The sequence below is a fragment of the Proteus sp. G2626 genome (assembly GCF_009915985.1).
Lineage (GTDB): Bacteria > Pseudomonadota > Gammaproteobacteria > Enterobacterales > Enterobacteriaceae > Proteus > Proteus vulgaris.
On the sequence record NZ_JAABNH010000007.1, the window covers coordinates 24,018 to 38,063 of the forward strand.

Annotated in this window: 13 protein-coding genes; 4 read left to right on the plus strand and 9 right to left on the minus strand. The window is 39.4% G+C overall.

Going from position 1 to position 14,046, the window contains the following annotated elements:
* Positions 1-22: 22 nt before the first annotated feature.
* The 8 genes from rseP to rpsB form a co-directional block, all read right to left on the minus strand.
* Positions 23-1,375, minus strand: a complete 1,353-nt coding sequence (gene rseP / locus GWJ05_RS02640; RefSeq protein WP_036934025.1) for a sigma E protease regulator RseP — start codon at positions 1,373-1,375, stop codon at positions 23-25.
* 9 nt (positions 1,376-1,384) lie between these two features.
* Positions 1,385-2,248: a phosphatidate cytidylyltransferase gene (cdsA, locus tag GWJ05_RS02645; RefSeq protein ID WP_036934027.1), complete on the minus strand. Its 864-nt coding sequence runs from the start codon at positions 2,246-2,248 to the stop codon at positions 1,385-1,387.
* Position 2,249: 1 nt separating this feature from the next.
* Positions 2,250-2,951 carry a polyprenyl diphosphate synthase gene (gene uppS / locus GWJ05_RS02650; RefSeq protein ID WP_197733630.1) on the minus strand — a complete coding sequence of 234 codons (702 nt, stop codon included), beginning with the start codon at positions 2,949-2,951 and terminating at the stop codon, positions 2,250-2,252.
* 281 nt (positions 2,952-3,232) lie between these two features.
* The gene (gene ispC, locus GWJ05_RS02655; protein WP_036934032.1) at positions 3,233-4,426 is read right to left on the minus strand and encodes a 1-deoxy-D-xylulose-5-phosphate reductoisomerase; all 1,194 of its coding nucleotides are present in this window, start codon (positions 4,424-4,426) and stop codon (positions 3,233-3,235) included.
* A gap of 192 nt (positions 4,427-4,618) precedes the next feature.
* Positions 4,619-5,176 carry a ribosome recycling factor gene (gene frr, locus GWJ05_RS02660; protein WP_036934034.1) on the minus strand — a complete coding sequence of 186 codons (558 nt, stop codon included), beginning with the start codon at positions 5,174-5,176 and terminating at the stop codon, positions 4,619-4,621.
* 112 nt (positions 5,177-5,288) lie between these two features.
* On the minus strand, positions 5,289-6,017 hold the full coding sequence (gene pyrH / locus GWJ05_RS02665; protein ID WP_036934036.1) for a UMP kinase: 729 nt from the start codon (positions 6,015-6,017) through the stop codon (positions 5,289-5,291).
* Positions 6,018-6,153: 136 nt separating this feature from the next.
* Positions 6,154-7,005, minus strand: a complete 852-nt coding sequence (tsf, locus tag GWJ05_RS02670; protein ID WP_036934038.1) for a translation elongation factor Ts — start codon at positions 7,003-7,005, stop codon at positions 6,154-6,156.
* 135 nt (positions 7,006-7,140) lie between these two features.
* On the minus strand, positions 7,141-7,866 hold the full coding sequence (gene rpsB, locus GWJ05_RS02675) for a 30S ribosomal protein S2 (protein WP_036934040.1): 726 nt from the start codon (positions 7,864-7,866) through the stop codon (positions 7,141-7,143).
* Between the two features lie 597 nt (positions 7,867-8,463).
* On the opposite strand from rpsB, the gene map reads away from it, so the two are divergent.
* The 4 genes from map to GWJ05_RS02695 all read left to right on the plus strand — a co-directional run bounded on the left by map (position 8,464) and on the right by GWJ05_RS02695 (position 13,377).
* Positions 8,464-9,261, plus strand: coding sequence for a type I methionyl aminopeptidase (gene map, locus GWJ05_RS02680; protein ID WP_036934043.1), 798 nt, complete (start codon positions 8,464-8,466; stop codon positions 9,259-9,261).
* Between the two features lie 154 nt (positions 9,262-9,415).
* Complete coding sequence (glnD, locus tag GWJ05_RS02685) at positions 9,416-12,061, plus strand: bifunctional uridylyltransferase/uridylyl-removing protein GlnD (protein ID WP_115370966.1); 2,646 nt, start codon at positions 9,416-9,418, stop codon at positions 12,059-12,061.
* Positions 12,062-12,095: 34 nt separating this feature from the next.
* Positions 12,096-12,920, plus strand: a complete 825-nt coding sequence (gene dapD, locus GWJ05_RS02690; RefSeq protein ID WP_036934045.1) for a 2,3,4,5-tetrahydropyridine-2,6-dicarboxylate N-succinyltransferase — start codon at positions 12,096-12,098, stop codon at positions 12,918-12,920.
* A gap of 70 nt (positions 12,921-12,990) precedes the next feature.
* The gene (locus tag GWJ05_RS02695) at positions 12,991-13,377 is read left to right on the plus strand and encodes a DUF3461 family protein (RefSeq protein WP_006535910.1); all 387 of its coding nucleotides are present in this window, start codon (positions 12,991-12,993) and stop codon (positions 13,375-13,377) included.
* A gap of 143 nt (positions 13,378-13,520) precedes the next feature.
* Here the strand turns inward: GWJ05_RS02695 and GWJ05_RS02700 are convergent, their stop codons facing one another.
* Entirely contained in the window at positions 13,521-13,964 is a 444-nt protein-coding gene (locus GWJ05_RS02700; RefSeq protein ID WP_115370699.1) for a flavodoxin, read from the minus strand.
* Positions 13,965-14,046 lie beyond the last annotated feature (82 nt).

Consider the following 14,046-nt stretch of genomic DNA (forward strand, 5'->3'; position numbering starts at 1 on the left):
CTAACCGGTCCCTGCTTACCAATTATAAGCGAGAGAAATCATTGAAAAGTGCAAGCCCCATTAAAAGCATCAGTGCCATAATACCAATGCGATAACAGAAATCTTGTACACGCTCAGATACCGGCCCTCCCTTTATCTTTTCGATAACCAGGAAAAGCAGGTGCCCGCCATCTAAGACAGGCAGGGGAAACAAGTTAATGATCCCCAGATTGACACTAATAAGCGCCATAAACATCAAATAATAAATAAACCCAGAATCAGCAGACATTCCTGCGCCTTTCGCGATAGAAACGGGTCCACTAAGGTTAGTCAATTTGACGTCACCCACCACTAACTTGCCAATCATTTTGACAGTTAAACCCATCAACTGCCATGTTTTATCAGTAGCTTCATATAGTGCTGAAAATGGATTGTATTGTTGCATTATCAAGTATTGCTCATCAGGAGGTAATACTTGTAATTGCGCACCAACTTGCCCTACTTCAGTGCCATCTTTCAGTGCAATAGCTGTCGGTGTAATCGTTAATTCCAACGAAGAGCCATTGCGTTCAACAAGAAGTGCCAATGGTTTATTTGGGCTTTGTCGAACAAAATAAGTAAATGGATGCCATGTATCAATTGGCTGTCCATCAACTGTAACGATACGATCCCCTGCCTGTAAACCTGCTTTTTCGGCAACAGAGCCTACCGTTACTTCAACAATTTTTGAGTCCAATCTCGCGCCAACAGGCATAATCCCTAAAGATAAGATGGGATCTTGTTTTTCAGGATCAAAATTCCAATGTTGTAAATTCAGTATATTCTCACTCTCAGAGAGTGAATTTGGGTCTGACACAACAAATGAAACCTCTTTGGCACCAATTTTACTGACTAATGCTAAACGAACTGAATTCTGATCAGGCGTTTCGATACCTGCAATAGATTTTAGTTCCATTCCAGGCGTTAATTTTGCTTGTTCTGCAATAGAATTCGGACGAATATCTGCAATTATTGGTTTTAATGCAGGAACACCTATCATAAAAACAATCCAATAGGCGACGATTGCTAACAAAAAGTTGGCAATTGGTCCGGCAGCAACAACGGCGGCTCGTTGTCCAACTGTTTTATTATTAAATGCCAGATGACGACGTTCAGGTGAAACCTCACCAACGCGTTCATCTAACATTTTTACATAGCCACCCAAAGGTATCCATGCGATAACAAATTCAGTACCATGTTTATCTATTTTGCGCCAAATAGCTTTTCCAAAACCTATAGAAAAACGCTCAACGTAGATCCCACAGCGCCTAGCTACCCAAAAATGCCCAAACTCATGTACCGTAATCAGAATACCTAAAACGATAATAAATGCGGCAAGATTCCACAGGATACCCATTGCTTACCTTTATAGTTTAAAGCCAGAAGAAATCAGAAAGACCAATCCTGCAAAAACTGGAATAGCCGCAGTTAAACTATCAATTCTATCAAGCACACCACCATGCCCTGGTATTAATTGACTACTGTCTTTAATGCCTGAAACCCGTTTAAACATACTTTCAGCCAAATCACCAAATACAGATACTATGACAACAACACCTGATATTAATAATAAATTATTAGGAACTTCGATGACTGGTGCGAAATAGGTAAATAACCATGAGGCCACGCCAGCGGTAATCAATCCGCCAACTAACCCTTCAAGAGTTTTACCCGGAGACACTTTAGGAGCCATTTTATGTTTCCCCATCAAGCGTCCAAACGCATAAGCACCAGAATCAGCAGCCCAAACTAATATCATGACATACAGTAACCACCATGCGCCGGTGTAAGTGTCAGTGCTATACCCCAACATACGCAATGCCATCATGCCACAATAAAAAGGAACAATCGTCAATATACCGAACAATAGCTTAATAAAAACTGAATTTTTCCACATATTGGCTGAATTAGGATAACTTACAACTAATAAAATTGCGGCTACCCACCAAATTAAACCAGCCCACAAACCATTTTTTATCATTGGAGTGTCGAGTAGGTGGTCAAAATTGGGTAAAGAAAACTGCATAACGAGCAACAATGCAGCAAAACCCACCCCTGTTGCAATACGTTTACCTTGAGAATGCCAACCAATAAATTGAGCCCATTCCCAACCCGCTAAGCCTGATATAGCAATAATCACTAACCCAAAACTCACCGGAGGCAGTAGAAATAGAGCGGCAATAACAATAGGGATTAAAATTAATGCGGTGATGACACGATACTTAAGCAAATTATCCTCCCAGATTTATAGTGTCTGTTTCTGATGTAGTACCACCGAAACGTCTTTCCCGTTTAGCAAAAGCATCAAGTGCATTCTGAAAAACTTGTTCATCAAAATCAGGCCATAAAACCTGTGTAAAATAAAGCTCAGCATAAGCTATTTGCCAAATAAGAAAATTACTTATGCGGTGTTCACCACCAGTCCGGATCACTAGATCAACACCAGGCTGATTATGCAAGCAAAGATGTGAAGATATGGCATTTTCATTAATATCTTCGAGATTAATTTCTCCTTTTGAGAGGGATGTCGCTAATTGTCTTACGCTTTGAGTAATATCCCATCGTCCGCCGTAATTAGCTGCAATATTTAAATTAAGTCCTGTATTATTCGCAGTGAGTGCGACAGAATTTTTTATTCTGTCTTGTAGGCGACGGCTAAAGCGACTGATATCGCCAATCACCGTAAGTTTAACATTATGTTTATGTAAGTTTTTCACTTCATTGTCTAAGGCGAAGACAAATAATTCCATGAGAGAACTGACTTCTTGCTCAGGCCTATTCCAGTTTTCGCTACTAAATGCGTATAACGTTAGTGATTCAATTTTGTGTTTTACGGAAAAGCTAACCGCATCCCGCACTGCTTTAATTCCCGCGCGATGCCCCGTTACTCGGAGTTTCCCTTGCTTTTTAGCCCAGCGTCCATTGCCATCCATGATGATAGCAACATGCTTTGGTTTTGATGCGGATGAATCGTCACTGGATAAGTTCACTCAATTTAACCCTTTGCTAATCTGATACTGATACAGACAGTCCTCTTCGGATACCCCATGCACAAAAAAACCGTGTCACCCACGGCCTTTGGCAAAGCCTCAAAGTTGCTAAAGCAACAGCTTTAGTAATGAACTGTTAATTTTCATTATTGTCTTTAGTGATTCGGCAACTATACCATTAGCCAGAAAGACGAACAAACACCCTATATTAAATATAATCACCATTATACAAATTGGGTGATTATCTGATGAGTTTCTAATCTGGCTAATTTATCAATTTCTAGAACATCATTAATACTTTGAGGCTCTGATAGGTCAAAATGTTCAACGACTTTGCGATTAATTTTAGCAATATCAGTAAACTTCACTTTTTCGTGTAAAAAAGCATCAACAACCACTTCGTTAGCGGCATTTAACACGGTTGTTGCCGCTTGACCACGTTTAGAAGCCTCAATGGCAAGTGCTAAACAAGGGTAACGTTGGTAATCAGGACGAATAAATTCTAGCGATTGAATCTCAAAAAAATCTAATGCTTTTGCACCTGACTGAGTGCGATGAGGATAAGCCATTGAGTACGCAATAGGTGTTCTCATATCTGGCTCGCCAATTTGAGCAATAATACTGCCATCACGGTAGCGAACCATTGAATGAATAACAGATTGAGGATGAATAATTACTTCCATTTCTTCTTCTGATGCATTAAAGAAATAGCGAGCTTCAATATATTCTAGCCCTTTATTCATCATTGTTGCAGAATCAACCGATATTTTACGTCCCATTGACCAATTTGGATGTGCACAAGCTTGGTCTGGCGTCATTGCCTCAAGTTCATCTAACGGGGTATAGCGAAAAGGTCCACCAGATCCCGTTAGTAAAATACTGGTCACGCCTTCATCAGCTAAAGATGCATGGCCTAAATTTTCTTGGATAGTTTTAGGTAAACTTTGATAAATCGCGTTATGTTCACTATCAATCGGCAATACAGTTGCGCCATACTTAGCCACCGCATCAAAAAAAAGACGCCCACTGGTTATCAGTGATTCTTTATTGGCTAATAAAATTCTTTTACCCTTTTCTATGGCTGCAAGTGTTGGTTTGAGTCCGGCAACACCGGTTATCGCAGACATAACTTGATCAGCTTCGTCAAGCGCTGCTATTTCATTAATTGCATGGGAGCCTGATAAGACTTCTGTTTTACAAGATGTATTTGCGAGTAACTGTTTAAGCTGATTTGCGCTTTGTTCATCAGACATCACAGCATATTTAGGTTGGAAGGTGACACATTGTTGCGCCATTTTATTTGTATTTTTTCCTGCAACTAAAGCAAGAACCTGATACTTATCAGGGTTATTTTCAATAACGGAAAGTGTGCTTGTTCCGATAGACCCTGTTGAGCCTAATATAGTTATTTGTTTCATTTATTAATCAATCAGTATGTCTACAACGTTTTAATTAAAGAGAATTATATCAGTATGACAAGATAAATGAGGGAGAAAGATGAAAACTTTAATAAATAATGTGACTAAAAGAAGGTATTAAGCACGAATTTTCAAATAAATAACCAAAAATAATGCCGCTAAAAGCGGCATTATCAAAAAAAGATATAAAAATTAGAATTCCATTAACTCTGCTTCTTTCAGCGCTAATGCATCATCAATTTTTTTAATGAACATATCAGTTAATTTCTGAATGTCATCTTGTGAACGGCGTTCATCATCTTCGCTGATTTCTTTATCTTTCAGTAAGGCTTTTATTTTATCGTTAGCATCACGACGGATATTACGAACAGAAACGCGACCTTGCTCTGCATCACCACGAACAACTTTGATTAAGTCTTTACGACGTTCTTCAGTCAATGGAGGTAGCGGAACACGAATAATTGCCCCAGCAGATGAAGGATTTAAACCTAAATCTGATGCCATAATCGCTTTTTCAACAGCTGGTGCTAAAGTACGGTCAAATACAGTGATTGCCAGTGTACGACCATCTTCTGCAACAACGTTAGCAACTTGATTTAATGGTGTTGGCGCTCCGTAGTATTCCACTACAATACCATCTAAAAGGCTTGGAGACGCACGACCAGTACGAACTTTGTTAATCTGGCTTTTTAGTGCTTCAACGCTTTTATCCATGCGTTCTTGAGCATCTTTTTTGATTTCATTAATCACGTTATAAACCCTTGGGAACTGGTTATCTTCCAGTCGATATAAAATGATATCGACATAAATGAATTGACGTACTCTAGATGTTAACGCCAAATTATACCGTTGTCTCTGTGTATTAAGCGTGAGAAATCAAAGTTCCTTCACTTTCACCCATTACAACCCGACGTAATGCACCCGGTTTATTCATATTGAATACGCGGATAGGTAAATTATGATCTCGGGCTAATGTGAATGCAGCAAGATCCATGACTTTCAATTCACGTTCTAATACATCCTGATAAGTCAGTTTCTCATAAAGTACTGCATCAGGATCTTTGGTTGGATCGGCTGAATAAACGCCATCCACTTTCGTTGCTTTTAATACAACGTCAGCTTCAATTTCAATACCGCGTAAACACGCAGCTGAATCGGTAGTAAAGAATGGATTGCCTGTACCCGCCGAGAAAATAACCACACGGCCATGGCGTAATAAGCTAATTGCTTCCGCCCAACTGTAGTTATCACAGACACCATTTAGTGGAAAGGCTGACATAAGGCGAGCATTAACATAAGCACGATGCAGTGCATCACGCATTGCTAAACCATTCATTACTGTTGCGAGCATTCCCATGTGGTCACCCACAACACGGTTCATACCTGCCGCCGCAAGACCTGCGCCACGGAACAAGTTACCACCGCCAATTACGACACCGACTTGTATACCCAATTCAACGAGTTCTTTGATTTCTTGAGCCATGCGATCAAGTACGCTCGCATCGATACCGAAACCTTCTGCGCCTTGTAGAGCTTCGCCACTCAGCTTTAATAAAATTCGCTGGTATACGGGTTTTGCATTGGTTGCCATGGTGTTCTGTCCTAAGCAGATTAGTCAATTGGAGGTTTTAGATAGCTTCTCTTTTTAACAAAAAAAAGCAAACGGTCAGTGGAGATTGTAACAAAACAGAACCGCCATAAGGCGGCTCTGTTAACGCATAGCGTTATTATTTGCTCATTGCAGCAACTTCAGCTGCGAAATCAGCTTCAACTTTCTCAATACCTTCACCCACTTCGAAACGAACGAAGTTGATAACATCAGCATTGTTTTCTTTCAGCAGTTCACCAACAGTTTTGCTTGGATCCATTACGAAATGCTGGCCAGTCAGAGAAATCTCACCGGTGAATTTGTTCATGCGACCAATAACCATTTTTTCTGCGATTTCGCGTGGTTTACCTGATTGCATTGCGATATCCATCTGAATTTGGTGTTCATGCTCAACAACGTCAGCAGGAACATCTTCAGGACGAACATATTCTGGTTTGCTTGCAGCAACGTGCATAGCAATGTGTTTGATCAGTTCTTCGTTAGCGCCTTTAGCTGAAACTAAAACACCGATACGAGCACCGTGCAGATAAGTACCTAATTCTTCAGCTTCTAATACAGCAACACGACGAATGTTGATGTTTTCACCGATTTTAGCAACTAATGCAGTACGTGCTTCTTCGAATTTAGCTTTCAGAGCTTCGATATCATCAGTTTTGTCTGCTAATACAGTAGCCATAACTTCTTTACCGAAAGCGATGAAACCAGCATCTTTAGCAACGAAGTCTGTTTCACAGTTCAATTCAACCAGCGCACCGAATTTACCATCAGTAGCAACTTCTGCAAGGATGATACCTTCAGCTGCAACACGGCCTGCTTTTTTAGCCGCTTTTGCTTGACCTGATTTACGCATGTTGTCAATTGCTAATTCGATATCACCATTAGCTTCAACTAGCGCTTTTTTACATTCCATCATGCCTGCGCCAGTACGTTCACGCAGTTCTTTTACCAATGCAGCGGTAATTCCAGACATTTGTTTCTTCCTCGACTTTTCTATGGACTCGCCATAGATGTTCTCATAGCAGATGTGTAAAGGGGGCCTATTGAGGCCCCCTAACCAATATATAGCAATACCTGGTTAAATAAGGGCTCTTACGAGCATGCCTTATTATTCAGCTTCGACTAAGCCTTCTTCAGCCTGAACAGCCAGATCTTGAGAACGACCTTCACGAACAGCTGTAGCTGCAGCGGTCAGATATAATTTAACCGCACGGATTGCATCGTCATTACCAGGGATAATGAAGTCGATACCATCTGGATCAGAGTTAGTATCTACGATAGCAAATACTGGGATACCCAGGTTGTTTGCTTCTTTGATAGCAATGTGTTCGTGTTCAGCATCGATAACAAACAGAGCGTCAGGTAAACCGCCCATGTCTTTGATACCACCCAGGCTGTTTTCTAACTTACCAAGTTCACGAGAACGCATTAACGCTTCTTTCTTGGTCAGTTTGTCAAAAGTACCGTCCTGAGACTGAGATTCTAAATCTTTCAGGCGTTTGATTGACTGACGAACTGTTTTCCAGTTAGTCAGCATACCGCCTAACCAGCGGTGGTTTACAAAAAACTGGTCACAGCTTTCAGCTGCTTCTTTAACAGCTTCAACGGCAGAGCGCTTAGTACCAACAAACAGGATTTTGCCTTTACGAGAAGCAATTTTGTTCAGTTCAACCAGAGCTTCATTGAACATTGGAACCGTTTTTTCCAAGTTAATGATATGAACTTTGTTACGCGCACCAAAGATGAAAGGTTTCATTTTTGGATTCCAGTAACGAGTTTGGTGACCGAAGTGAACACCGGCTTGCAGCATATCGCGCATTGAAACAGTTGCCATTTTAGACCTCTATAAATTTAAATTTGGGGTTATTTCGTCCACAAATCCCATACGACCGACTCATCAGCTGTAAAGGTTTAAACCTTTACATAAGAGCACCCCGGCGTTATGTGTCGATTTGTGTGTGTAATTAACACAATTGAATATTCAGATTTACTGTTACTACTCTGGATATGATGCAATAACAGAACTCCGGCGCGCTTTATACCATAAATAACCTTAAGAAACCACTATTACTTGTGTTTGATAACGGCTTATTTGAGATAAAGTTAGGGATATTAACCAAAGAAAAAAGAGATTATTAAAACAATTACGGTGGATCTTGTTCTACTATCAAATCGCTAAGAAACACCAGAGAGAAAAGCGCAATAAGGAAAGACAACAAGATAAAGAAGGCGTAATGTGCGTGATTATTCTCGATATCAGACAGATTGCAAGCACCCTCTTTATTGGCATGCCTACTTTCTACTGATATCATAAATAGTAATCAGAATTATTTCTCATCATCATTCATTTAACCTGCAATACAAAATATGAAGCAACCCAATTGTGTTATCTCATACGTATTGTGGTTTTTAATCTAGACGAAGAACTCAAATGGCTATTGTAATCAAGACAGAAGAAGATATTCAAAAAATGCGCGTCGCGGGTCGTCTTGCGGCAGAAGTTCTTGAAATTATCGCACCTTTCGTAAAACCTGGCGTAAATACCGCTGAATTAGACCGTATTTGTCATGAACATATTGTTAATGTACAACAGGCAATCCCTGCTTGTCTAAACTATCACGGTTTCCCTAAATCAGTCTGTATTTCTGTTAACGATGTTATTTGCCACGGTATTCCTAGCGAAGAAAAAATCCTTAAAGATGGCGATATTGTTAATATTGATGTCACTGTCATTAAAGAAGGTTTTCATGGTGATACCTCAAAAATGTTTATCGTAGGGAAACCAACCATTCAAGGTGAGCGTTTGTGTCGTATCACCCAAGAAAGCCTATATTTAGCAATTAAAATGGTTAAACCAGGCATCCGTTTACGTGAATTAGGTAAAGCGATTCAAAAATTTGTTGAAGGCCATGATTTCTCTGTTGTTCGTGAATACTGTGGCCATGGTATCGGCGAAGGATTCCATGAAGAGCCACAAGTTCTGCACTACGATGCAGATGATAGCGGTGTTGTGTTACAAAAAGGCATGGCATTCACTATTGAACCTATGGTCAACACAGGCGATTACCGTATTCGCACAATGAAAGATGGCTGGACTGTTAAAACCAAAGACAGAGGCTGGTCTGCGCAATATGAACACACCTTGGTGGTTACTGATAACGGCTGTGAAATCATGACGTTACGTAAAGAAGAAGAGCCGTTTATTTCGGCGGTATTAATTAACGAATAACGCACTTCAATTTACAATGTAAAAGCGACATATTTTTTCGAGATATGTCGCTTTTTTTATTTTATTTGCAATGAAATAACAGAATTGCTAGTCAGGTTATCGTTTTAACATTAGTCTTACTATCATAGGCAAACATTGAGTAAGAAGATGAATGATGACTACTAAAAACGCATTTCAAACACAGCCCCCTTCCCCTTTTTTGCTGACGAAAAACACACAAAATCACACTGAATTAAAACAATCTATCGAACAATTTCAGTCTTGGTTAGCGGATGCTTTTTACCACGATGTTGATGTAACTTTATTACTTCAAGCGCGTAGTCATTTTATCGACCAACTCTTAACTCAATTATGGCGTTACACTCAATTATCTGATTATCCTGATCTTAGTATTATTGCTGTGGGGGGCTATGGTAGACAAGAATTACATCCCCTTTCTGATATTGATCTTCTTTTTTTAAGTGATTCGCCTTTATCACCAGAAGTCTCTGATAAAGTGAGTAAATTAATTACCTTACTTTGGGATGTACGCCTTGAAATCGGTGCCAGCGTTAGAACAATGGAAGAGTGCCTTTTAGAAGGTCTCTCTGATTTAACAGTAGCGACAAATTTACTAGAAGCTCGTCTTGTTTGCGGTAATCAGTCACTTTATCAACAATTAATCAATCATATTTTCAGCCAAGGATTTTGGCCATCACCTGATTTTTTTGCTGCCAAAATCGAAGAACAAAAACAGAGACATCAACGATTTCATAGCACCAGTTATAATCTTGAACCTGATATTAAAAATAGCCCTGGCGGCCTTCGCGATATTCACACTTTAATTTGGGTTGCTCATCGTCATTTTGGTGCAGCTTCTGTCTCTGAGATGGTAAATTTTGGCTTTTTAACTCCTGCAGAAGGGCAAGAACTACTGGAATGCCAATACACACTATGGAAAATTCGCTTTGCATTACACCTCGTACTTTCTCGCTACGATAATCGCCTACTGTTTGATAGACAACTTAACGTTGCTCAATGCTTAAATTATCAAGGAGAAGCTAATCAGCCAGTTGAAAAAATGATGAAGGATTATTATCGGGTCACTCGCCGTGTCAGTGAGTTAAACGATATGCTACTTCAATTATTTGATGAAGCTATTCTTGCTTTACAACCTAATGTAAAACCTCGACCATTAGACAATGAATTTCAGCTAAGAGGCTCGCTAATTGATGTTGTCGACGATAGCTGCTTTCTTGATGATCCTATCGCTATTATGCGTCTATTTTTACGTATGGCAGAACATAAAGAGATCACGGGAATTTATTCTACAACACTACGTCATTTACGTTATGCACGTCGTCATTTAGTCCAACCTTTATGTGAGTACCCACTAGCACGCAAAATTTTTATGCAGATCTTGCGTCATCCTCACGCCGTTTCCGGTGCGTTCGTTCCTATGCACAAACACAGTGTCTTAGCAGCTTATTTCCCGCAATGGAACAATATTGTCGGTCAAATGCAGTTTGATTTATTCCATGCCTATACCGTTGATGAACACACTATTCGTGTTTTGCAAAAGCTGGAAAGCTTTGGTTTCTCTGAGAATCATGAAAAACACCCACTTTGTGTTGAAATTTACCCAACACTTCCACAACTTGAATTACTTCGTTTAGCTGCACTTTTTCATGACATTGCTAAAGGTCGCCATGGTGATCACTCAGAGCTAGGAGCACAAGATGTTGTTCTCTTTGCTCAACAACATGGTTTAAATCAGAGAGAATCTGCTTTAGTTGAATGGCTGGTTAGTCATCACTTACTTATGTCTGTCACAGCACAACGACGAGATATTCAAGATCCCGACATCATTTTTCAGTTTGCATCAGAAGTCAAAAATGAAAGCCGATTACGCTACCTTTTATGTTTAACTGTTGCTGATATCTGCGCGACCAACAGTAGTCTATGGAATAGTTGGAAACAGAGCTTATTACGTGAGCTTTTTCTGTCGACAGAAACTCAATTACGCCAAGGTATGCATTCTATTCCTGATTTACGTGAACGCATCCGTCATCATCGTTTGCAAGCACTAACTATTTTACGTACAGAGCATGTTGATGAAGAAAAATTACAAGCAATTTGGGGGCGTTGTCACGCCGATTACTTTTTACGGCACACACCAGAACAAATTGCATGGCATGCCCTTGCTTTAATTGAACATAATAGTGCTGATCCCATGGTATTAATCAGCCAACAAACAGAACATGGTGGCACGGAAATATTTATTTGGTGCGCAGATAGGCCCTCTCTTTTTGCTTCCGTGGCAGGTGAACTTGATAGACGTAATTTAAATATTCATAACGCACAGATATTTACCAATCGCGATAATATGGCTATGGATACCTTTATTGTACTTGAGCCTAATGGCAAGCCCCTTGCTCTTGATAGGTATAATGCTATCCGCAAAGCACTCATTCAAGTTGTATCAGCACCTTATAACGCCAATGCAAAAACACGTTTATTACCTGCAAAATTACGCCATTTTGACGTTCCGACAAAAATTAATTTTGTCGCTTCTAATCATAATAAACGTACTTATATGGAATTATTTGCGCGTGACCGCCCAGGATTACTAGCGATTATTGGTAAAGTTTTTGCTGATCTTTCATTGTCATTACATGGTGCAAGAATAACCACAATAGGTGAGCGTGTTGAAGACTTTTTCGTATTAACCGATAGCGAAAATAAGGCGTTAAACCAAAAAATGAAGGATGAAGTCGTAGAAAGGTTGACAAAAGCCCTAGTTTCAAAGGATAAAATATAGGAACCCACGACAATACATATAGGAAATACTATTGATGCAAGCATTACAATCTATTATTGATAACGCCTTTGAACATCGTGCAGATATCACCCCAAACAACGTTGAGCCTCATATCCGTGATGCGATTAATAACGTTATTGAACAGCTAGACAGCGGAAAATTGCGGGTGGCAGAAAAAATTGACGGTCAGTGGGTGACCCATCAATGGTTAAAAAAAGCGGTTCTACTCTCTTTTCGTATTAATCACAATCAAGTGATGGACGGCGGTGAAAGTCGCTATTTTGATAAAGTACCTATGAAATTTGCTGATTATGATCAAGCACGTTTTGAAAAAGAAGGCTTTCGTGTTGTCCCACCTGCAGCCGTTAGACAAGGTGCTTATATCGCTCGTAATACTGTTTTAATGCCTTCTTACGTTAATATCGGTGCTTACGTTGATGAAGGTAGCATGGTTGATACATGGGCAACGGTAGGCTCATGTGCCCAAATAGGCAAAAATGTTCACCTCTCTGGCGGTGTAGGAATTGGCGGTGTCTTAGAACCACTACAAGCAAACCCTACGATTATTGAAGATAACTGTTTTATTGGTGCTCGTTCTGAAATTGTTGAAGGTGTTATTGTTGAAGAAGGCGCAGTTATTTCAATGGGCGTTTATATTGGTCAAAGTACCAAGATTTATGACAGAGAAACAGGCGAAGTGCATTATGGTCGAGTTCCCGCAGGTTCTGTTGTTGTATCTGGTAATTTACCGTCGAAAGATGGACGCTACAGTCTTTACTGTGCCGTGATCGTGAAAAAAGTTGATGCTAAAACACGTGGAAAAGTTGGTATTAATGAATTGTTAAGAACTATCGACTAATATAAGAACAGCGGATAGAATTAATTCTGTTCGCTATTCTTTCATTCATCTTTCTATCAGGTGCCAATATATGTACGATAATTTAAAAAATTTAGGGATCCCGCATCCTGAAGATATTGACCGCTATACCCTACGCCAAGAAGCTAACAACGATATTTTAAAAATCTATTTCCGCAAAGACAAAGGTGAATTCTTTGCAAAAAGCGTAAAATTTAAATATCCACGCCAACGTAAAACAATTTCTGATGGTCAATCAGGACAAGGTTTTAAAGAAGTAAATGAAATCAATACTAACTTACGTTATGTAATTGAAGAATTAGATCAAATTTGCCAACAAGACCAAGTAGAAGTCGATTTAAAACATAAAATCCTAGATGACTTGCGCCACCTTGAACATGTTGTAGCAAATAAAATTGCTGAAATTGAAGCTGATTTAGAAAAGCTGACTCGCCGTTAATAACAGGCAATTTTAGCCAATATAGGTTAGATTTATAAAAAACACCGCTTACTTACTGTATAAAGCAGAAAAAAGCGGTGTTTTAAAATCAAAAATATTATTCATTATTTTGTTAACCAACTAATTATTGGGTTATTTTTTATTTAATCTAATAGATTGACCCAGTTTTCAAGCCAATCTATTGCAAATACTTCTGGCTCTGCGACATCCATTCCGTCTATTTTCAATATTTCACCGATACGTTTTGCTTGGTGCTCCTGTAACAACTCATCAAACTTCATCCCCGCACCACAAAAGTAGTCATAGCTACTGTCACCTAACGCAATTAGACCGTAACTTAGGTTTGGCTGATATCCCACATTATCACGTAATTCATGAAATAAAGATGCGATAGTATCAGGTAAATCCCCTTGCCCTGTACTCGACGTTATCACTAATACGGTCGAATATTTTTTCCAATCCACAAGAGTTCCTTCTTCATAAACATTAGCTTGGTGTTTATGCTCAAGTAAAATACGTTGAGCCTCTGCAGCAACCGCTAATGCATTTCCGTAAACTGTACCTACAAAAATACCAATTTTAGCCATAATGATTACCTACTTTATGCGGTTTAAAATTCAATAAACTTAGTTTGCCTAACATATAGAAATTTAATCTTTATCTCAAGCT